The sequence below is a fragment of the Stutzerimonas sp. Brlt_14 genome, assembly GCF_051948915.1.
Classification (GTDB): Bacteria; Pseudomonadota; Gammaproteobacteria; order Pseudomonadales; family Pseudomonadaceae; genus Stutzerimonas; species Stutzerimonas stutzeri.
Genome location: NZ_JAYJLM010000004.1, coordinates 23,770 through 44,364 on the forward strand (window position 1 = coordinate 23,770; position 20,595 = coordinate 44,364).

19 protein-coding genes are annotated in these 20,595 nt (G+C 58.8%); 16 read left to right on the forward strand and 3 right to left on the reverse strand.

Going from position 1 to position 20,595, the window contains the following annotated elements:
* Nucleotides 1-9 precede the first annotated feature (9 nt).
* The 11 genes from VF716_RS10515 to VF716_RS10565 all read left to right on the forward strand — a co-directional run bounded on the left by VF716_RS10515 (nucleotide 10) and on the right by VF716_RS10565 (nucleotide 11,601).
* Nucleotides 10-1,749 carry a carbamoyltransferase family protein gene (locus VF716_RS10515; RefSeq protein WP_440552690.1) on the forward strand — a complete coding sequence of 580 codons (1,740 nt, stop codon included), beginning with the start codon at nucleotides 10-12 and terminating at the stop codon, nucleotides 1,747-1,749.
* Between the two features lie 79 nt (nucleotides 1,750-1,828).
* A complete protein-coding gene (locus VF716_RS10520; protein ID WP_125849587.1) occupies nucleotides 1,829-2,929 on the forward strand; it encodes a hypothetical protein in 1,101 nt (366 codons plus the stop codon).
* Between the two features lie 5 nt (nucleotides 2,930-2,934).
* Nucleotides 2,935-3,933, forward strand: a complete 999-nt coding sequence (gene pseB / locus VF716_RS10525) for a UDP-N-acetylglucosamine 4,6-dehydratase (inverting) (RefSeq protein ID WP_125849589.1) — start codon at nucleotides 2,935-2,937, stop codon at nucleotides 3,931-3,933.
* 4 nt (nucleotides 3,934-3,937) lie between these two features.
* On the forward strand, nucleotides 3,938-5,098 hold the full coding sequence (gene pseC, locus VF716_RS10530) for a UDP-4-amino-4,6-dideoxy-N-acetyl-beta-L-altrosamine transaminase (protein ID WP_125849591.1): 1,161 nt from the start codon (nucleotides 3,938-3,940) through the stop codon (nucleotides 5,096-5,098).
* Nucleotides 5,095-5,793 carry a pseudaminic acid cytidylyltransferase gene (pseF, locus tag VF716_RS10535; protein ID WP_125849593.1) on the forward strand — a complete coding sequence of 233 codons (699 nt, stop codon included), beginning with the start codon at nucleotides 5,095-5,097 and terminating at the stop codon, nucleotides 5,791-5,793. Before pseC ends, pseF begins: the two co-directional genes overlap by 4 nt.
* The gene (pseG, locus tag VF716_RS10540; protein WP_256045292.1) at nucleotides 5,754-6,911 is read left to right on the forward strand and encodes a UDP-2,4-diacetamido-2,4,6-trideoxy-beta-L-altropyranose hydrolase; all 1,158 of its coding nucleotides are present in this window, start codon (nucleotides 5,754-5,756) and stop codon (nucleotides 6,909-6,911) included. Before pseF ends, pseG begins: the two co-directional genes overlap by 40 nt.
* 34 nt (nucleotides 6,912-6,945) lie before the next feature.
* Nucleotides 6,946-7,428 carry a UDP-4-amino-4,6-dideoxy-N-acetyl-beta-L-altrosamine N-acetyltransferase gene (pseH, locus tag VF716_RS10545; RefSeq protein ID WP_125849595.1) on the forward strand — a complete coding sequence of 161 codons (483 nt, stop codon included), beginning with the start codon at nucleotides 6,946-6,948 and terminating at the stop codon, nucleotides 7,426-7,428.
* 11 nt (nucleotides 7,429-7,439) lie between these two features.
* A complete protein-coding gene (gene pseI, locus VF716_RS10550; protein WP_125849597.1) occupies nucleotides 7,440-8,495 on the forward strand; it encodes a pseudaminic acid synthase in 1,056 nt (351 codons plus the stop codon).
* Between the two features lie 150 nt (nucleotides 8,496-8,645).
* Nucleotides 8,646-9,617 carry a glycosyltransferase family protein gene (locus VF716_RS10555; RefSeq protein ID WP_037004330.1) on the forward strand — a complete coding sequence of 324 codons (972 nt, stop codon included), beginning with the start codon at nucleotides 8,646-8,648 and terminating at the stop codon, nucleotides 9,615-9,617.
* 1 nt (nucleotide 9,618) lies between these two features.
* Nucleotides 9,619-10,419, forward strand: coding sequence for a polysaccharide pyruvyl transferase family protein (locus VF716_RS10560; RefSeq protein ID WP_020305797.1), 801 nt, complete (start codon nucleotides 9,619-9,621; stop codon nucleotides 10,417-10,419).
* Nucleotides 10,420-10,428: 9 nt separating this feature from the next.
* Nucleotides 10,429-11,601: a hypothetical protein gene (locus VF716_RS10565; protein ID WP_020305799.1), complete on the forward strand. Its 1,173-nt coding sequence runs from the start codon at nucleotides 10,429-10,431 to the stop codon at nucleotides 11,599-11,601.
* Here the strand turns inward: VF716_RS10565 and VF716_RS10570 are convergent.
* The gene (locus VF716_RS10570) at nucleotides 11,565-12,188 is read right to left on the reverse strand and encodes a lipopolysaccharide kinase InaA family protein (protein ID WP_020305800.1); all 624 of its coding nucleotides are present in this window, start codon (nucleotides 12,186-12,188) and stop codon (nucleotides 11,565-11,567) included. The genes VF716_RS10565 and VF716_RS10570 overlap by 37 nt on opposite strands.
* Before the next feature lie 33 nt (nucleotides 12,189-12,221).
* Here VF716_RS10570 and msbA point away from each other — a divergent pair, with 33 nt between their 5' ends.
* From msbA to hldE, 5 genes are all read left to right on the forward strand, one after another.
* Nucleotides 12,222-14,021, forward strand: a complete 1,800-nt coding sequence (gene msbA / locus VF716_RS10575) for a lipid A export permease/ATP-binding protein MsbA (RefSeq protein WP_102895580.1) — start codon at nucleotides 12,222-12,224, stop codon at nucleotides 14,019-14,021.
* Nucleotides 14,022-14,045: 24 nt separating this feature from the next.
* A complete protein-coding gene (locus tag VF716_RS10580; protein ID WP_125849599.1) occupies nucleotides 14,046-14,726 on the forward strand; it encodes a lipopolysaccharide kinase InaA family protein in 681 nt (226 codons plus the stop codon).
* Nucleotides 14,723-15,622 carry a GNAT family N-acetyltransferase gene (locus VF716_RS10585; protein WP_125849601.1) on the forward strand — a complete coding sequence of 300 codons (900 nt, stop codon included), beginning with the start codon at nucleotides 14,723-14,725 and terminating at the stop codon, nucleotides 15,620-15,622. The genes VF716_RS10580 and VF716_RS10585 overlap by 4 nt, the downstream gene beginning before the upstream one ends.
* A 10-nt stretch (nucleotides 15,623-15,632) precedes the next feature.
* On the forward strand, nucleotides 15,633-17,063 hold the full coding sequence (locus tag VF716_RS10590) for a PIG-L deacetylase family protein (RefSeq protein ID WP_037004333.1): 1,431 nt from the start codon (nucleotides 15,633-15,635) through the stop codon (nucleotides 17,061-17,063).
* Nucleotides 17,064-17,150: 87 nt separating this feature from the next.
* Nucleotides 17,151-18,572: a bifunctional D-glycero-beta-D-manno-heptose-7-phosphate kinase/D-glycero-beta-D-manno-heptose 1-phosphate adenylyltransferase HldE gene (hldE, locus tag VF716_RS10595; RefSeq protein WP_440552691.1), complete on the forward strand. Its 1,422-nt coding sequence runs from the start codon at nucleotides 17,151-17,153 to the stop codon at nucleotides 18,570-18,572.
* A 242-nt stretch (nucleotides 18,573-18,814) separates the two neighbouring features.
* Here the strand turns inward: hldE and VF716_RS10600 are convergent, their stop codons facing one another.
* Entirely contained in the window at nucleotides 18,815-19,081 is a 267-nt protein-coding gene (locus tag VF716_RS10600; protein ID WP_125842681.1) for a helix-turn-helix domain-containing protein, read from the reverse strand.
* Complete coding sequence (locus tag VF716_RS10605; protein ID WP_125842683.1) at nucleotides 19,082-20,407, reverse strand: type II toxin-antitoxin system HipA family toxin; 1,326 nt, start codon at nucleotides 20,405-20,407, stop codon at nucleotides 19,082-19,084. It lies immediately after the preceding gene.
* Nucleotides 20,408-20,595: the final 188 nt, after the last annotated feature.

Here is a 20,595-nt window from a genome sequence, read left to right on the forward strand (position 1 = left end):
GCAATACCCGTGGCATTGACGATTCTCGGCCTTTCCGGCGCCCTCAGTCATGATCCTTCCGCCGCCCTGTATATCGACGGCAAGCTGATCGCCGCCGTCGAAGAAGAGCGCTTCGTGCGCGACAAGCATGCCAAGAACCGCATGCCCTACGAGTCAGCCAAGTTCTGCCTGGAGCAGGCCGGCATCAAACCGTCCGACGTCGATGTGGTGGCGATCCCGTTCGCCCCCATCAGCATCTTCGAAAAGGCGCGCTGGCACTATGCCAAGCGTTACTGGTACGCACCGGATCGCGCGCTGGATGCCATTCTCATGGGCAACCGCCGCTATTACCGCTACAAGAAACGCATCGAATGGTGTCTCCAGCAGCTGGGCTTCGACTTGAAGAAGGTCAAGATCCAAGCGGTTGAGCATCACCTGGCTCATGCCTCCAGCGCCTATCACTGCTCCGGCTTCACCGAGAAAACCGCGATTCTCGGCATCGATGGCAAGGGTGAGTACGCCACCACCTTCTTCGGCTGGGGTGAGAACGGCAAGATCCACAAGATCAAGGAATTCTACGACCCGGACTCCTTGGGCGGACTGTATGGCGCGATCACCGAATACCTCGGCTTCGAGATGCTCGATGGCGAATTCAAGGTCATGGGCATGGCGCCGTACGGTGACGCGGCCAAGTACGATTTCTCGCGCCTGGCGACCTTCGAGAACGGCGAGCTGACCATCAATACCGAATACGCCAACGTCATCGGCTTCCGTCGCTACAAGGAGAAGGGCAAGGGCTACTACTTCTCGCCCAAGCTGATCGAGTGGCTGGGGCCCAAGCGCGAAGGCGATATCGCCGACGACCCGTACATTCATTACGCGGCCAGCATGCAGGCGCTGTTCGAGAAACTTGCGCTGGAGATGATGGACTACTACCTCGGTGACATCATCCGCGAGACCGGCAAAATCGCCTTTGCCGGCGGTTGTGCGCTCAACGTCAAACTCAACCAGAAGATCATCGCCCGTGAGGAGGTCAAGGAGCTGTTCGTCCAGCCGGCCTCCGGTGATGCTGGTACCGCTGTCGGTGCGGCGGCCTATGTGTCGTTGCAGCGCGGCGTTCCGGTAGAGAAGATGGAGCACGTCTACCTCGGCCCGTCTTATTCAAACGAAGATGTCATCGCTGCCTGTGCCCGGCATCCGAACAAGCCAGTGTTCAAGCAGATCGCCAACACCCCCGAGCGCATCGCCAGGATCATGGTCGACGGCAACCCGGTGGCCTGGTTCCAGGGGCGCATGGAATTCGGCCCGCGTGCGCTGGGCGGTCGCTCGATCATTGGCTGCCCGAGCGTGCCGGGCGTCGCCGACCGCATCAACGAGCAGATCAAGTTCCGCGAGCGTTGGAGACCCTTCTGCCCGTCGATGCTCGATACCGTGGCGCCGCAGATGCTCAAGGTCGACCATCCGAGCCCGTTCATGACATTCACCTTCGAGGTCAACGAAGGCTGGAAGGAGCGTGTCGGCGAGGTGGTCCATGAAGACGGTACCTCTCGCGCCCAGGTTCTCGAGCGCCGGCACAACCCGCGCTGGTACGACCTGATGGTCGAGCTGGAAAAATTGACCGGCAATGGCGTATCGCTGAACACCTCGCTCAACCGCCGCGGCGAACCGATGATCTGCTCGCCGACGGATGCGTTGAACATGTTCTATGGGTCGGATCTGCAGTATCTGATCATGGAGGATGTGTTGGTGGTGAAGGAAGGCAAGGATTGATATGGCCTGCAATAGACGAATGGGGGCGTTTGGCACCTGTCGGCTTCCGCTATTTTGAGATGCACCAGGGACAGGTGAGATGAGCCGTATCGTTTATTTCTCAAAGATGTTCCAGGCCGTTCCTCACCTGGCGCAGGTAGCTGCATTGCTGCCTGGCACCTTTGTTTCCAGTCGCCGCTCTACGTTGATGGCTGCACGCAAGCTTTACCCTCAGCTTGAGCAGGCTCGCTATTCGAGGTGGCTGGGGCGGCTGGCAGTGGGTAACCGGATATTGAACGACGCCGATGTGATCGTTACTGGCTCGCCTTATCGCAGTTTCCTGGAGCCCTACGCGGCAAAGAAGTGTACGGTTTTTCATGGCACCTACATGCTGCTGAGCAAGGATGCGTTGCTCAGCAATGCACATTTCGATCTGCTCTGTGTGATTGGGCCGCGCATGCAGCAGATGATCGACCGGTTTGCCGACCAGGTTCAGGTCAATACCGCTGCGACAGGTTTTCTCCCTTTTTGCGAGTTTCCCGAACAGTCTCCGGCGCAGCGCGAATCAGTGCTGGTTGGTCTGGGTTTGGCAGCGGACCGGCAAACCATACTTTTTACACCGAGTCGGCGTGGCGTTGGTTCGTGGGATCTGCTCGCAGAAAGCCTGGTGCAGAAAATCCCTTCGCATTTCAATCTCATCTTGCGCCCCCATCCCAGCCAGGCGCTGACCTCGCGCGCCAAGGATCGCGATAGCTTTCGGCGAGTGGCTGCCTTGGTTCAGCGGCGCCCGCATACGCTGCTGGATCTGACGTCCTATCCTCTCTCAGCGCTGCTATCCGTGGCCGATTTGGTGGTGTCAGATGCCAACTCTCCGGCCGAGGAGTCTCTGTTCTACGATGTGCCGCAACTGCTAATCGAGACCCCTCAACTTTCGCGGGACGTAATGGCCCAAATGGGGCGTGATGAGGGTATGCACCCTGACGATATGGCCCAGCTGTTGACGCTTTACGAGTGTGGGCCCTCGGTATTTGTAAAAGAAGAAGGGGTGGATCTTTCCGTCCCTATCGAAAGAGCTTTGCTGGAGCGAGACGATCGAGCGCAGCGGCGGCAGGATTATTTTTCCTGGGTTTTTGGCAAGCGGGATCGTTTGGCCAACCAACGGGTCGCCGAAGCTATATCCACCAGTTTTCTTGTTAGGTGAACAGTATGTTGAGAGATAAGGTCATCCTTGTTACCGGTGGCACCGGCTCGTTTGGCAACACCTTCGTGCCGATGACTCTGGCCAAGTACAACCCAAAGAAAATCATCATCTTTTCCCGTGACGAGATGAAACAGTGGGACATGGCCAAGAAGTTCGAGGGCGATAAGCGCGTGCGCTTCTTCATTGGCGATGTGCGTGACAAGGATCGCCTCTACCGAGCCTTGGATGGGGTCGATTATGTGGTGCATGCCGCCGCCACCAAAATCGTGCCGACCGCCGAATACAACCCCTTCGAGTGCGTCAAGACCAACGTTGACGGTGCCATGAACCTGATCGATGCCTGTATCGACAAGGGCGTCAAGGGCGTGGTTGCGCTGTCCACCGACAAGGCCAGCAGTCCGATCAACCTGTATGGCGCCACCAAACTGGCTTCTGACAAGCTGTTCGTCGCTGGCAACTCATATTCCGGCGAGCATGGTACCCGCTTTTCCGTGGTGCGCTATGGCAACGTCATGGGGTCGCGCGGTTCGGTGATTCCGTTCTTCATGTCCATCAAGGCCAAGGGCGTACTGCCGATCACTGACGAGCGTATGACTCGCTTCATGATTTCCTTGGAGGAGGGTGTGGAACTGGTCTGGCACGCCTTCGAAGACATGGAAGGTGGCGAGATCTATGTGAAGAAGATTCCGTCGATGAAGGTCACCGACCTGGCCCGCGTCGTTGCCCCCGAGGCTCGCCAGGAGATCATCGGTATCCGTCCCGGTGAGAAGCTGCACGAGCAGATGATCAGTGCCGAGGATGCTTACTACACCTACGAGTATCCCGAGCATTTCAAGATCCTGCCGACCATTCACAGCTGGGCCACCTGTCCGAAGCGCATCAAGGACGGCAAGAAGGTCCCGGAAGGCTTCGTCTATGCCAGCGACAACAACAGCGAGTGGATGAGCGACAGCGAATTGCAGGCCTGGATCGACGCCAATCGCGAAAAGATCGGGAGCATCTAAACCGATGATTCCCTACGGCCGTCAGGACATTACCCAGACCGATATCGACGCGGTGGTGGGCGTGCTGCAATCGGATTCTCTCACCCAGGGACCAATGGTGCCGCGCTTCGAGAATGCCGTGGCGCAGCATGTCGGCGCCCGTCATGCGCTGGCAGTGAACAGTGCCACCTCGGCATTGCATATCGCCTGCCTGGCACTGGATTTGGGGCCGGGGGATTGGCTATGGACAACACCGATCACTTTCGTTGCCTCGGCCAACTGCGGCCTTTACTGTGGCGCTCAGGTTGGCTTCGTCGATATCGATCCGCGCACCTACAACCTCTGCCCCCAAGCCCTGGCGCATAAGTTGGAGAAGGCCGAGCGCGACGGCAAGCTGCCCAAGGTAGTGGTCGCCGTGCATCTATGTGGGCAGCCCTGCGATATGCAGGCAATCCACGAATTGGCCCAGCGCTACGGCTTCAAGATCATCGAGGATGCTTCGCATGCTATCGGAGGCAAATACCGCGGCGAATTCATCGGCAACTGTCGTTATAGCGACATCACGGTGTTCAGCTTCCATCCGGTAAAAATCATCACCACTGCCGAAGGCGGGATGGCGCTGACCAATGATGCGGGACTGGCCGGCAAGATGGCGCTGCTACGCAGCCATGGGATTACTCGCGATCCGGCCCAGATGACTCATGAGGCCGATGGGCCCTGGTATTACCAGCAGATCGATCTCGGCTTCAACTACCGCATGACGGAGCTGCAGGCCGCTCTGGGCGTTACCCAGGTGGAGCGTCTGGACCACTATGTTGCGCGCCGCCATCAGTTGGCCCAGCGTTATGACGAGCTGCTGGCCGGTTTGCCGGTCACCACGCCCTGGCAGCACCCGGACAGCTACTCCGGCCTGCATCTCTACGTCATTCGGCTGCAGCTAGAAAAGATCGACAAGACTCATCGCCAGGTATTCGAGTCGCTGCGGGAGCAGGGCGTTGGCGTCAACCTGCACTACATCCCGGTGCATACACAGCCGTACTACCAGCATATGGGGTTTCGGGCCGGGGATTTTCCACAGGCTGAGCAGTACTACCGTGAAGCTATCAGCCTGCCGATGTTCCCGGCCATGAGCGAGGAGCAGCAGGACCAGGTCACCGCAGCATTGTGTAAGGTGGTTGCATCGTGAGAATGGCGGTGATTCCCGCCCGCGGCGGCAGCAAGCGCATCCCGCGCAAGAACATCAAGTCGTTCTGTGGAAAGCCGATGATCGCTTGGTCCATTGAAGCAGCCTTGGGAAGTGGCTGCTTCGATCGTGTCATCGTTTCCACCGATGATGCGGAAATAGCCGAAATAGCCCATCAGTACGGGGCAACTGTACCTTTCATGCGCCCGGCCGAATTGTCCGATGACCATACTGGCACCATCCCGGTCGTCCGGCATGCGATCGAATGGTTTATCGCCAATGGAGAATGCCCGCAGCAGGTGTGCTGCATCTACGCTACCGCGCCCTTTGTGAGTGGGGAAGATATCCGTCGAGGGCTGGAAGTGCTGCTCCGGAGCGACTGCGATTACGCTTTCTCGGTTACCAGCTATGCCTTTCCGATCCAGCGTGCGATTCGCATCACACGTGAAGGGCGTGTGGAGATGCTCCAGCCCGAGCACTTCAACACCCGCTCACAAGATCTCGAAGAGACCTATCACGATGCGGGACAGTTCTACTGGGGAGGAGCCAGTGCCTGGCTGGAGGGCAAGCCTCTGTTCGGGCTGCATTCAGCTCCGGTCCCGCTGCCGCGCCACCGGGTCCAGGATATCGACACGAGAGAAGACTGGGAGCGCGCCGAATGGCTGTTCAAGGCGATGCAGGCGCAGGCGAAGCGGTGATGATAAAAGCCGCCTTTCGTGCCGATGCCTCGCTGCAGATGGGCACCGGTCATGTCATGCGTTGCTTGACCTTGGCTGACGCGCTTGCTGCCCATGGTGCCGACTGCCAGTTTCTCTGCCGCGAGCACCATGGCAACCTGATCGAATTCATCCGCAACAAGGGGTATATCGTCCATGCCTTGCCAGCTTGCGCAGAGCCTGGGACCGCGGATTTGCCTACGATCAGAGCGGCAAGCGGCGAGAAAGCTACAGCCCACGGCCACTGGCTTGGCACCACTCAGGCAGAAGATGTTGAGGCCTGCGCACCCATCCTCGCTGAGCTGCAACCCGACTGGCTGATTGTCGATCACTACGCCTTGGACGCACACTGGGAGCTTGCTCTGAGACCTTGCTGCCACAAGCTGATGGTCATCGATGATCTGGCCGATCGGCCGCATTATTGTGACCTGCTGCTCGACCAGACCTTTGGCCGCACTGTGAAGGATTATCGAGCATGGCTGCCCAACGATTGCCAAGTGCTCTGCGGCTCGCAATACGCGTTACTGCGCCCCGAATTCGCAGCGCTGCGCTCCTACAGTCTGCAGCGCCGTGCCGAGCCACGGGTGCGTCAGCTGTTGATCAGTATGGGCGGGGTCGACAAGGACAACGCCACCGGGAAGGTGCTGGAGGCATTGCGCATCTCTTCGCTTCCGACAGGCTGCCAGATCACCGTAGTCATGGGGGCTGGCGCGCCTTGGCTGTCCGAAGTCACCAGCCAGGCGCAGAGCATGCCTTGGAAGACCCGGGTTCTCGTCGGTGTGAGCGATATGGCCCGGCTGATGGCCGATAGCGATTTGGCGGTTGGTGCGGCAGGTGCTACTTCTTGGGAACGCTGTTGCATGGGGCTGCCGACGATCATGTTGGTGCTAGCCGACAATCAACGGCAGGTCGCTCAAGGCCTAGAAAAAGCAGGAGCCGCATTGGTCGTCCAGCAAGCGCAGCACATTGCCGAATTTCTGCCTAGCCTTCTCTCGGCTCTGGTTGCGCGCCCCGCATCCCTCTTAGCCATGAGCCTGTCCGCTAGCAGCATTATCGATGGGCAGGGTGTGGCTATCATCAGTCAGCTAATGGAGTCTTGACGTGGCCCTATCTCCTCAACAGTGGGTGCGTCCAATGACCGCTGCCGATCTCGAAAGAGTACTGGTCTGGCGTAATAATCTGGAAATTCGCCGCTACATGTATACCCAGCATATGATTTCGCTGGAAGAGCACGTTCGCTGGTTCGAAAAAGCCTCGCAGGATCCCAAGCGTCATCTACTGATGTTCGAAAGTAATGCCATACCGCTCGGTTTCATTAATATCCACCAGATTGCCCCCGGAGGAATAGCCGACTGGGGTTTCTATGCCGCCCCTGATGCGCCTAAGGGTACCGGGCGTCAACTGGGGATAGCCACACTGCGCTATGCCTTCACGGAGGCTGCAGTGCACAAACTTTGTGGCCAGGCGCTGATCTACAACGAACGTTCCATCCGTCTCCATCAGAGCCTGGGTTTTCAGCAGGAAGGCATCCTGCGCCAGCAGCATTTCGATGGGCTTAACTACCACGACGTAATGTGTTTTGGCCTGATTGTCAGCGAATGGCAGGCGAATCTCTAAGAGAAAAGACCATGACGAGCATTCCCAGTATCAACATTGCCGGTCGCCGTATTGCAAACGATGCACCGCCCTACATTATCGCCGAACTTTCAGCTAATCATAATGGCAGGCTGGAAACTGCATTGAAGATCCTTGAGGCGGCGAAGAAGGCTGGTGCCGATGCGATCAAACTTCAGACCTATACTGCCGATACCATCACCCTGAACTGCGACTCCGAGGAGTTCCAGATTCACGGTGGTCTGTGGGATGGAAAGACCCTCTATCAGCTTTATCAAGAAGCCTACATGCCATGGGAGTGGCATGAGCCGCTGTTCGACCGTGCTCGCCAGTTGGGCATCACCATCTTCAGTTCGCCCTTCGACAATACTGCCGTTGACCTACTGGAAGATCTCGACGCTCCGGCCTACAAGATCGCTTCCTTCGAAGCTGTCGACCTGCCGCTGATCCGCTATGTGGCTGGTACCGGCAAGCCGATGATCATCTCCACCGGCATGGCTGACGCCGAGGAAATCCAGGAAGCTGTAGAGGCGGCCCGCGACGGCGGCTGCAAGGAGTTGGCTATTCTCCACTGCGTCAGTGGCTATCCAGCGCCGGCCGAAGACTACAACCTGCGTACCATCCCCGACATGATGCAACGTTTTGGCCTGGTCACCGGTCTATCAGACCATACGTTGGACAATACTACCGCTCTCGCCAGCGTGGCGCTTGGCGCTTCTGTCATCGAGAAACACTTCACTCTCGACCGCAACGGCGGCGGTCCCGATGACAGCTTTTCGCTGGAGCCAGCAGAACTCGCTGCGCTGTGCCGTGACAGCAAGACTGCGTGGGCTGCGCTAGGTAAGGTGGATTATGGGCGTAAGTCGAGCGAACAGGGAAACTTGAAATTTCGACGGTCATTGTATTTTGTGAAGAACTTGCATGCCGGCGATAGGCTCGAGCACGATGCTGTAAGGAGTGTTCGTCCCGGCTACGGCGTGCCTCCCAAGCTGCTTGACCAGTTGTTGGGTAAAATTTTACAGCAGGATGTCAAGGCCAATACGCCGGTCAGGCTGGATTTATTGAAGTGATGGTTTATGTATCTAGATTTATGAGCAATATGAAGTGTCAGTGATATCTGAAGTATAGAGGTTGAGCGATGTTTCTCGAGGCTCGTACGTTATTATGTAACTTGGTACAAGAGCGTTTTGCGCATTAGGTTTTCTGGAGATGGAAAGTTTGTGAAAGTTTTGATGCTTGTGATGGATGAACAGCGCATCAATCTCGATCACCTGTATGACTCAATTCGCCTGGCTCTTGGTGATTGCGACCTCATACGCTTGAGTAAGTCGCAGCAAAAGAAAATAGGATGGGTGCTTCGCCAGCACAACAGTTCGACCTATGACCGTGTAGTGGTTTTCTCCCGCTTGAAGCGCCTGCGACGTCAGGTAGATGTGCTGCGGTGCGTTCCTGGACTAGTATTTCTGGAACATGACGCCTGCCAGAACTACATGCCAGGAAGCAAATACTATCGCCTTTATTCTCTCTTTTATCGAAAGTTGCCTTGGGCAAGGGTCCTTAGCTCTGGTGCGGGGGTTGCTAGACGCCTGCGAAGCGAAGGTGTGGATGCACGTTTCGTTTCTAAAGGCTACGACGAGCAATTGGTGCTGGACAAAGGCGCTGAGCGCGATATTGCGGCGGCTTTCCTCGGTAGCGTGAATGGCCACTCCTATGAGGGGCGCAGGAAGATGCTGGAGTCTATCGCCGCAAGGAGCGAACTGTTGATAACGCGTACCGACTCAGGCCAGCGGTATGTGGAGTTGCTCAATCGTATCCGTATCTTCGTCAGTGCCGATGTCGGTATGGGCGAGTATATGGTTAAGAATTTCGAGGCCATGGCTTGCGGTTGTGCGTTGCTTGCCTGGAGTCAGGGTGAGGAAGAGGATGCCGCTATGGGCTTTAAGGATGGCGAAAATGTCATGCTCTATCGCTCTGTCGAGGAGGGAATAGCGAAGCTTGAACGCCTCAAGGAGGACTCCGCTCTTGTGGAGCGCATCGCCAGAGCGGGACAGGCGTTTGCCCGCCAGCGCTATACCTTCGCTCGGGTCGGACGAGATCTGGCACGAGAAATTGTCGAGCCCATGCGGCCTTGGCCAGGATTGACCTTCTGGCAGCGAGCCTGGGTGCGCATTCGATATGGATTGAGAATCTAGAATGACAATTAAACTTTATTGGTGTCGTGGCAAGGGGCGTAGCGATCCTAACCAGCAAAATTTTGGTGATTATCTGTCTCCGCTGCTGGTTGAAATGCTGGCGGGCAAGCCGGTGGTTTATGCTCCGATAAATCGGGCAGAAATGATGGCTATCGGCTCAATCCTGCCGAGAGAACGTAAGGCCAAGCGCTTTTTCTTACCGCATCGCTTGCATATCTGGGGGGCGGGCACGGATGCGCCAGGGCTGAGTTTCTCCGCGCGACACCATTATCATGCGCTACGGGGTGTCAAAAGCTGCGAGCAGGTAGTTGGTTTGCGTGGCAGCCCAGCCCTGGGCGATCCGGGGTTGCTGGCCAGTCACTGGTGGGGCGGCAAGGCCAAGCCGGCCAAGACGCACAAGGTAGGCATCATTCCGCATTATGTCGATCGCCAGCATCCCGCCATAATTGCTGCATCGAAGCAGCCTGGAGTGTTGCTAATTGATGTTTTCTGGCCGGTGGAGGAAGTGCTACGTTCGATACAGGCTTGTGATTTCGTGCTCTCTTCAAGCATGCACGGACTGATCGTGGCGGATGCATTTGAGGTGCCCAATCGGCGTCTGCGTCTGTCGAGCGGGCTGATTTCTGATTTCAAATTCGTTGACTACTACTCGGCCTTCTCGCTGAACGAGCCCGAGCCTTTGTGCTCCTCTGCACTTGAGCGTCTTGTACGAGAGGATGTGGCTGAGTTGATTGGCGAGTATGAGCGTCCGGGATTATCTGACTTGCAGGCTGGCCTGTTGCGTTCTTTTCCTTGTTTTTGAGGTTTTCCAATGACGTGGTTTGGCAAGGAGTGGCTGCGCTACGGTCCTTGGTTGTTCGCCGTACTGTTTGGATTGTTCTGCCTGGCGTTCTATCTGCCGCTGTCTTCCAAGACAATCAATAATATCTTCTATGCAGGCTTGGCCTTACCTTGCCTTGGGTGGTTGCTATTGCGGCCGGCCGCCTTGACCGTGCTGGTTCGCCCTTTTGGCTGGCTGGTGATTCTGCTGGTGGCATTAGTTGCGTTGGATGCGGGGGATGCGGCCGGGCTGAAGAAAGCGCTGTACCTGCTGCTTTTTTGCGCCAGCTGCCTGCTGTTGCAGGACCGTCGTTGGGATGTGAAGGCGGTGTACGATCTATGCGCCTGGATCAGTTTGGGCATTCTCGTGTTCATTGCCCTCGACTGGCTATGGATCTGGTTACAGACCGGAAAATTGGTGCGCTATGGCCGCTTTCTTGGCGAGCCTATTAACCCGGTGCATTTCTCATTGCTGATCAGCAATGCACTGATTTTTCTCTGGCTTTTTCGGGTGGCGGATGGGCTTGAACGGCGCTCACCGCTGACCCTGGCGGCAGGGTTGTTGTTGCTGGGTGGTGCCATTCTGTTGTGCGCCACGATATTTCAATCCCGCTCGACAGTGGCAGGCTTCGTCTTGTTCTTTTTGGGTTATTTGCTGTATCGGCGCATGTTTTTACTAGGGCTGGCGGTGCTGCTGTTGCTGGGGGGGCTGTTGTATGGTCTGGGCGGTGATGAGCTGCTGCTGCGTCGTGGCTTCAGTTATCGCTTGGACATTTGGCAGGATGCTGGGTCGCGCCTGGTCAATCAATGTGGCATCTGGCTCGGCTGTGGTGCCGATGAGTATCGATTCTTGGGTCGGTTCGAACATCCACATAGTGGCTACTTCGCCATGCTCTACCGCAATGGGCTATTAGGTGGCGTGTTGTTCAGCCTGTTTGCATTGCTGTGGCTAAATTACGCATGGCGTGCCCGCTCGCGTTGGCTATTGCTGGCACTGCTTGGCTGGGGCAGTTTGCTGACAACCAGTAATGGCGTGTTGACTTCGCCGCAACCGTTATGGATTTATTTCTGGCTGCCTGTGTTTATGGCTGTGCTGGATGGTCAGCGCAGCGCGGTACAGGAATATCTTCAGTCACGCCGTACTCGGCGCCCGGCGCAGAGTTGATAGTGCGCGATCAGGCTGTCGATGGGGAAATCCGTCAACTTGCGCCGGCTCAGATAATGTTTCAGATGCCGGAAGTTGCGCTGCACCAGCCAGGGGCTGAGTGGCCGGCGTTTACATTGCAAATCCAGGATATCGATCAAGCCGTGGCCGCCATCGGGTAACAGCAAGATATTGCCCAAGTGGAGGGAGCGAAAATAGATGCCGCTACGATGAAGTTGATAAATAAAACTGGCAAGCGAGGGCAGTAGCTGTTCTGCATGTTGTGGGGCTTGAAGATACAGCTGTTCGATGGATTGCCCGGGAAGCGGCCGATAGAGGCAGGCACTGAGTCCTGTTTGGCGATTCAACCAGAGCTGCTCCAGTACCTCGGGGACTGGTACGCCGGCTAAGCGTAGACGCTCGGCATTGCAGGCGAAACGTGTAGCTGCGGGACGCAAACGTGCTAACCAAGGTTGCCGCCGGGTATGAAAAATCTTCAAAAACAGCCCATTCTCCAGTGCGACTACCTTTGGCCCCCGGGCATCTTTCTCCAGCACCTTGCCGCTGGCCAGCCAGCTTTCCAATTCCCGCGCTGTTACAATCCGCATCTTGTTCCTCTAGCCATTTCATGGGGCCGCCGCATGGCCAATTCTACCCAGCAATCCAGTGTGAAAGTGTATTTACGGTTGCTGCGTTACGTCATTCCCTACTGGGGCCTGTTCGCCATCAGCCTGCTTGGCTTCCTGATCTTCGCCTCTACTCAACCGATGCTCGGTTACATCCTCAAGTTTTTCGTCGATGGGCTGAACAACCCGGACGCCAGTTTTTTCGCGCAGGTTCCTTATCTTCAAGACCAGGCCTGGTTGGCGGAGCTGAAGCTGCTGCAGGCGGTGCCGCTGCTGATCGTGCTCATCGCCCTGATGCAGGGCATCGGCTCGTTTCTCGGCAACTATTTTCTGGCCAGGGTCTCACTAGGTTTGGTGCATGACCTGCGTGTCGCGCTGTTCAACAACATGCTGACACTGCCCAATCGCTACTTCGACAGCCACAACTCCGGCCACCTGATTTCGCGCATCACCTACAACGTGACGATGGTGACGGGGGCGGCCACCGATGCGATCAAGGTGGTGGTGCGCGAAGGGATGACAGTGATCTTCCTGTTCGCCACGTTGCTTTGGATGAATTGGAAGCTGACCATGGTGATGGTGGCAATCCTGCCGGTCATCGGGGTGATGGTGACCAGCGCCAGCAAGAAGTTCCGCAAGCAGAGCAAGAAGATCCAGGTCGCGATGGGCGATGTCACTCATGTCGCCTCCGAGACCATTCAGGGTTATCGGGTGGTGCGCAGCTTCGGCGGCGAGGCTTACGAGCAGGCTCGCTTTCTCGACGCCAGCCTGGACAATACCGGTAAGCAGCTGCGTATGGTCAAGACCAACGCGGTCTATACGCCGACGCTGCAACTGGTGATCTACAGCGCCATGGCCGTGCTGATGTTCCTGGTGCTGTTCATGCGTGGTGATGCGTCAGCCGGCGATCTGGTGGCGTACATCACATTGGCGGGGCTGCTACCCAAGCCGATCAGGCAGCTTTCGGAGGTGAGTTCCACGATCCAGAAAGGCGTTTCTGGGGCCGAGAGCATCTTCGAACAACTGGATGAGACGCCCGAGATCGACAGCGGGACGCTTGAGCGTGAGCGCGTTGCCGGGCGCCTGGAAATCAATGGCTTGAGTTTCGTTTACCCCGGTACCGACAAGCAGGTGCTGCACGATATCAGCTTCACCGCCGAGCCAGGCCAAATGGTCGCGTTGGTCGGGCGCTCGGGCTCGGGCAAGTCGACCCTGGCCAACCTCATTCCGCGTTTCTACCACCATGATCGGGGGCAGATATTGCTGGATGGCGCGGAGATCGAAGACTACAGGCTGCGTAATCTGCGCCGGCATATTGCCCTGGTTACTCAGCAGGTCACGTTGTTCAACGATACGGTCGCCAACAATATTGCCTATGGCGATCTCGCAGGCGCGCCGATCGAGGATATCCGCCGGGCAGCCCAGGCAGCCTATGCCGATGAGTTCATCGAGCAAATGCCACAGGGTTACCAGACCCAGGTCGGTGAGAATGGTGTGCTGCTTTCCGGCGGCCAGCGTCAGCGTCTGGCGATCGCCCGCGCGCTGTTGAAGGATGCGCCGGTGCTGATTCTGGATGAGGCGACTTCGGCGCTGGATACCGAGTCCGAACGGCATATCCAGGGCGCGCTGGATCATGTGATGACGGGGCGCACCACGCTGGTCATCGCTCATCGTCTGAGCACCATCGAGAAGGCTGATCTCATCCTGGTCATGGAGCAGGGGCGCATCGTCGAACGCGGTACGCACGCCGAATTGCTCGCAGCCAATGGTGCCTACGCCAAATTGCACGAAACGCAGTTCAAGGATGAGCCCTGAGCTCACGAAATGGAGAGTACCGTCATGAGCCGGGAGAAAGAACTCGAACGCTGGCTTGCCGTTCCGGGCGAATGGGTCGAGCCGCCGAATGAGCGGCGGGGTGGGCTCAGCGGTGTTCAACGCATATACGGCCACGATGGCCAGCTACTCTATCGCAAACAGCAGACCGGCCATGTCTACCGTAGTCTGAGTAGACCCTTGGGCTATCCCACCGTGATGCGTGAGCAGGATGCGCTGATGCACTGTCGACGGCTGGGGGTGCCGGTGCCTGCTCTGGTCTTTGCCGGCTGCCGTAAGTGGGAGGGCGTCTGGCAGGCGGTCTTGCTCACGGAGGGGCTTGAAGGCTTTGAGAGTCTGGAGGATTGCTATCGGCGAAAGGCCGAACAGTGTTGGGGGGAGGTGCTGCATCTGCAGATTATTCGCGAAGTTGGCCGGGTGATCGGGCTCTTGAACGCAGCATGCCGCCAGCATGGCTGCCTTTATCTGAAGCACGTTTTCGTCAACGTCAGTGAGGGAGCCTTCCAGGTTGCGCTGATAGATCTGGAAAAGAGCCGTATCCGCCTGAGCCGGTTCCAGGCTGCACGTCATGATCTGAGTCAGATCGCTCGCCGCTCCGGCTGGAAGAGTGAACGCTGGGCGGCCTTTATCGAGGGATATCGTCAAAGTTTCGCACGACCCTTACCTCGTTTCAGGGGGCGCGAATGACATTGCATCCATGGCGTGCCTGGCGCGAACGCGGTTGGCAGGTTATCGATGCGACCACCTATCGGCAGGTGTGGCAACGTTTCGGCGGCAGCGTGGCGACCCATCCTGATGTGATCGAGCGGCTGGCCGGGCTGGCGCAAATTCCGGTGCGATACCTGGGGTGGGAGCAAAATGGCGGGCTGGTTGCAGCGGTGCCGTGCTGGGGGCGGCATCTGGCCCTGTCCAAGGAAGTGCTGAAGAAGCGTGGCAAGCGCGGATTGTTCGACCTGGGCAATGCCGAGATCATCCTGCCGCTGGCCGAGGAGGCCCGCGTGCCGGTACGCCAGCGTCTGCGCTATGTTTCCGAGCTCAATGCCGAGCGCATCGCCATTCTGCGCAAGCAGCCCGAGGGCCTGGCGCTGGCGCGCCAGCCTGAGGATTATTCGAAGAAATTCCGCTACAACCTGCGTCGCGAGCAGCGTCTGTTCGAAGAGGCGGGCGGCGAGGTGCGTCCGCTGGCGGAGTTCACCCCCGTCGAGCTGGCCGCCATCTATACCGACCTGTTCGAGCGCCGCTGGGGCTTCGAGGTGCCAGGCAAGTCCCACCTGATCGAGGTATTCAGCCTGTTGCAGGATTTCCTGCGTGGCTCGTTGCTGATGCTGGACGGTTTTCCCGTGGCCGTTCAGGTGCTGTACAGGGTCGAGTCGTTAGGCTGGATCAGCTACGAGTACATCAATGGTGGTGTCGACCCCCGCACCCATCATTTCAGCCCCGGCAGCGTTCTCAGCTTCATCAATACCCAGGCCGCCTGGGCGGATGCGCGGAGCCTGGGCAAACCCCTGCGTTATTCCTTCGGCCGAGCCGATTGCGAATACAAGGACCGCTGGTGCCATCGTGTGCCGGTATACCAGTCATGATCAGGCTCCTATGTCCAATCGCAAGCAAGAGTTGTTGAAGCGTCACCGTCGTAACAAGCGTCTAGTGCTTTCTCTTGCTGTCCTTGTCATGGCGGCGTTCTTGGACAACAGCGTCGTCAATATCGGCCCCTGGTGGGTGGCGCCCTTGCTGGCGCTGGCATTCTGGCTGATCCACGAGGCCTGGTTCGCCGATCACTTGTTCTATTCACCCACGGAATCCTATGAGTACGCCTTCCCGCCGGGGACTCCCAGCCTGCCGATCGAAATCGTGGCGGGCGTGCCGAGGTCAGCGACCGGGACTGCTCTGCCTGCCGGCAGTGAAACCCTGATCCTGAAGGTGAGGGTGCGCAGCACCTGGCTTGGTTGTTTGTTCGATCCGCGCATCCACATAGACCGGCCGGGTCTGGCTGACCGGCAGGATTTCGAACGGCGCTGCAGTGGCTGGCGTTACCTGAACCTTTCTGGCTGCGAAGCTGCACTGAACGCCGGGACGATCCGGCTGCGGGGACGTTTCCTGCGTATGGCGCCAGAGGCAGAACTCTATTGCTTCAGCAATCCGGACTATGCACAGCGTCGAGCGATGATCATCGCCCCCCATGCCGACGATGCGGAGCTCGCGGCGTTCGGTTTCTACAGTCGCTGCCGTGAAGTTTCCATCGTGACGCTCACCCAAGGAGAGATCGAGGCCAGGTACTACCGCAGATTGGGGCTCGATAAGGAGGGTGCCGCCCGTTTGAAAGGTCGCCTGCGCGCCTGGAACAGCCTGGCCGTACCCTTGTGGGGTGGCGTGCATGGACACGACTGCCTGCAGCTCGGTTACTACTGCCTGCGCCTGGCGCAAATGCGGGCCAGCCCGGATCAGGCTTTCGGCTCGCTGGAGTCGGGGGAGCGGGATATCCGCAATGTACGCCGGCTCAATGAGCGCCCCTTGCCGGGCGATCGCGACGGTGCTTCCAGCTGGAAGAACCTGATTGCCGATCTGGTCTGCCTGCTGGAACACTACCGCCCGGAGGTATTACTGGTCCCCCATCCCGAGCTCGATCCCCACGCGGACCATGTGCATGCGACGATCGCCGTCGATGAAGCCATCGGGTGCTCCAATTGGAAACCGGCCGTCCAGCTCCTCTACGCTAACCATCTGTATGACAACGATCGCTGGCCCATGGGGCCGGCCGATCATGGCGTGGCACTCCCGCCTGTGTTCGGTACGTTGCCGTCGCATGCTCTCTGGAGCCCGCAGCTTTCGCCGGAAACCTGCCTGGACAAAGCCATGGCGCTGGCCATGCAGCATGATCTGCAGGTTCCCTTGCCTTTGAAGAAGCGCATCCGCCGGCATATCCAGCGCATTCTGATTGGCCGCCGCTGGCCTACCACGGGCAACGATGAGTTCTTCCGCAAGGCCGTGCGTCGGCACGAGCTGTTCTGGGTGCGCAAGCTGTAGCCGTAGTTGGCCGCGTGTCCCTGCTGCCTGGCGCTCGGCTCTCGCATGTTATGATCGCTGCCGTTTCTCTTCCTCTCCGGAGCCCCCATGAAGCTGACCATGCCCCGTTTCGACCAAGCCCCCGTTCTGGTGGTGGGCGATGTCATGCTCGATCGTTACTGGCATGGCGGTACGTCGCGGATTTCACCGGAGGCGCCGGTGCCGGTGGTCAAGGTCGAGCAGATCGAGGATCGTCCGGGTGGCGCGGCCAACGTGGCGCTGAATATCGCCGCGCTGGGTGCTCCGGCTGCGTTGGTCGGGGTGACCGGCGAGGACGAGGCGCGCCAGAGCCTGGTCGATAGTCTTGCCGCGGCGGGTGTACGGGCGCATTTTCAGTGCCTCGAACACCAGCCGACCATCGTCAAGTTGCGAGTGATGAGCCGTCATCAGCAGTTGCTGCGCATGGATTTCGAGGAGCCGTTCGATACCGATCCGGCCGCGCTGCTAACGGACGTGGAAAGCCTGCTGGCCGGGGTCAAGGTGCTGGTGCTGTCGGACTATGGCAAGGGTGCGCTGAAGAATCACCAGGCGCTGATCCAGGCCGCCCGCCGCCATGGCATTCCCGTGCTGGCCGATCCCAAGGGCAAGGATTTCGAGATCTATCGGGGCGCGTCGCTGATCACGCCGAATCTCGGCGAATTCGAGGCGATCGTTGGCCACTGCGCCGACGAGGCCGAACTGGTGGCCAAGGGGGCCGAGCTGATGCGCCAGCTGGAACTGGGCGCCTTGCTGGTGACCCGTGGCGAGCACGGCATGACCCTGCTGCGGCCCGAGCATGCGCCGCTGCACCTGCCGGCGCGCGCGCGCGAAGTCTTCGACGTGACCGGTGCCGGCGACACGGTGATTTCCACGCTCGCGGCCTCCCTGGCTGCCGGCGAGGAGCTGCCGCAGGCGGTGGCGCTGGCCAATCTGGCCGCCGGCATCGTGGTCGGCAAGCTCGGCACCGCTGCCATCAGCGCGCCGGAACTGCGCCGTGCGGTGCAGCGCGAGGAGGGCTCCGAACGCGGCGTGATGACCGTCGAGCAATTGCTGACCGTCGTCGAGGACGCTCGCGCACAGGGCGAGAAGATCGTCTTCACCAACGGTTGCTTCGACATCCTGCATGCCGGACACGTGACGTATCTGGAGCAGGCTCGCGCGCAGGGCGACCGCCTTGTCGTGGCAGTAAATGACGATGGCTCGGTCAGCCGCCTCAAGGGGCCGGGCCGACCGATCAATTCGGTGGATCGTCGCATGGCGGTGCTGGCCGGCCTGGAGGCGGTGGATTGGGTGGTGTGCTTCGCCGAGGACACGCCGGAAAACCTGCTGGCTCAGGTTCGCCCCGACGTACTGGTCAAGGGCGGCGACTACGGTGTCGATCAGGTGGTCGGCGCCGACCTGGTCAAGGCCTATGGCGGCGTGGTGAAGGTGCTGGGGCTGGTGGAGAACAGCTCGACCACGGCCATCGTCGAGAAGATCCGCAAGGCGTAGGGCGGGTTATAACCCGCCGATCGAGCTGCTTTTGTGGGAGGCCGCCCGTTCCCGACGGGCTTGCGGCATTCACCACATCCCTGTGGATGCCCGACGTCGGGGCGATGCTCTTCAAGCTTCAAGCTTCAAGCTTCAAGCTTCAAGCTTCAAGCTTCTGGCAGGCCTGCGGCCTGCGGCCTGCAATCGCCGCGAGGGCGCGCCTCCCACGGGTTCAGGTGTGCCTGATGCTTCGCATGTAGGTATCAGCGCTGCGGTTTCGGCACGATGCCGACCTGCATGCCAAAGGGCCCGAATACGCTGTTCAGAGTGTGCACGGTCGGATTGGCTTCATCGTGCTCCAGCTGACGCAGAGCGCGCAGGGAGAGTTTGCACATCTGGGCGAACCTGGCCTGCTGCAGGCCGGTGATTTCCTTGCGGAGCCTGCGGACGGCTTGTCCGATGGTGATATCGCCGGACGCCAGTTGAGTCCGTATCTCCGACAGGATGCGGTCGCGCTCCGTGATATCCATTCAGGTAAGTTCCCATCTGGCGAGCCGTTGAGGAAGGCTGCGTAGCGCGATACGTGGATGATTCATGGTCGCCGGAGGCAGGCCTTCGTCGGTCAGCAGGTCGGGCAAGGCCATGAAGTCACGTGCGGCGGTTCTGAGCCGCTCGAACACCTCTTCGGCATCGGCCCATATACCTACCTCTTCACAGGCTTTGCGCCAGTTCACCTCGCCAGCCAGCTCGATGGGCTGCGGCCACTTGGTTGTGCGTGTTACGCCTTCATCATCCATGACCATGGGGGCAAGGTCATAGATAGGGGCCAGCTTCACACCTTTGTCCATGCGTAGAATTGATGTATTACGACCGTGGTTGTCCGAGTTGCCCAGGATCAGGTTCAGCAGATCGCGTCGCAGGTATTCGAATACCAGATCGCCGACCTGCTGACCTTGACCCACGCTTTGCCATAGCTCGACGAGATGTTGCAGTACATTGGTGTGCGACATATAGCTACCGGCCTCGGTCACGCCCGCCAGTGAATACATGGACTCGACAGCAGTCCGGACGACCCCATCGACGGTGACGTCGCGATCGAAACGCTTCATCCACAGGCTGGGCTTGCGCCCCTCTTCCAGAGACAGCCCATCAGCATCGACGGTATCCAGCCCCAGTTTCTGAAGGCCTCGGTAGAAGCAGAATTCGCTGCGCAGGATTTCCTGGTCAGTCTTGCTGGCTTGGTTGCGTGCGAATTTTACGACCCAATGCCGAGCGGCTTCCGCGTCAGGAAGAGCCGCATCGGGGTGCAGCGCTCCCTGTCGGTCTTCGGTCAGTAGCAGCTTGGGCGCTTCGCCGCCCGCGCCAGTGGCGCCACCGATGGCTGCTCCCTGTTCGTAGGCGTATTCCAGGAAACGCGAGTCGCGGCTGATGACTTCCTCCCGCGAGAAGCCCAGCATCGGACTATTGGCGATGGCATCCGCCGCCTCCTTGATGCGCAGATTGCCGACAGGTGCGGGAGTGCAGCGGCTCAGTAGGAAAAGATCAAGATCCAGATCCCCGGGTCGCTCGCCCCCCAGACGCTTGAGCAGGGAACGACGAGCCGCTCCGGCGGGCAGGATGTCGAAGAGAAAGGAGGGGGCATGGGGGAGGCGCCAGAGATCCCAGCCCAGGGGTAGCGTGGCGCTGACCGCATTGCTCAATGTGCTACCCATGACGTCCAAGGCATCAACCAGATATGCCTGCTTGTATCCATACGAGCAGGTGCCCTCCAGCCCCAACGCGGATTGCTCGAAGGTCAGTTGCATGGCGTCGTGCCATACGTGGTCTGTATGAATCTGTAGGGTGAGCGGATACATGTCTGCTACCGGCATTTTACTGCCTTAAAAGTAGCCTTCATCTCGCTAAAAGGCAATAAATTACCTTTTTTGCGCTGCTGAGTGATTAAATAGGTATTTTAGTGCTTATTTCCAGCGTATGGAGTCTGTTTGTAGGAGGCGCCATGCCCGCGATAGCTCTGCAGGTCCGGGTTTCGCGAGCATGGCCC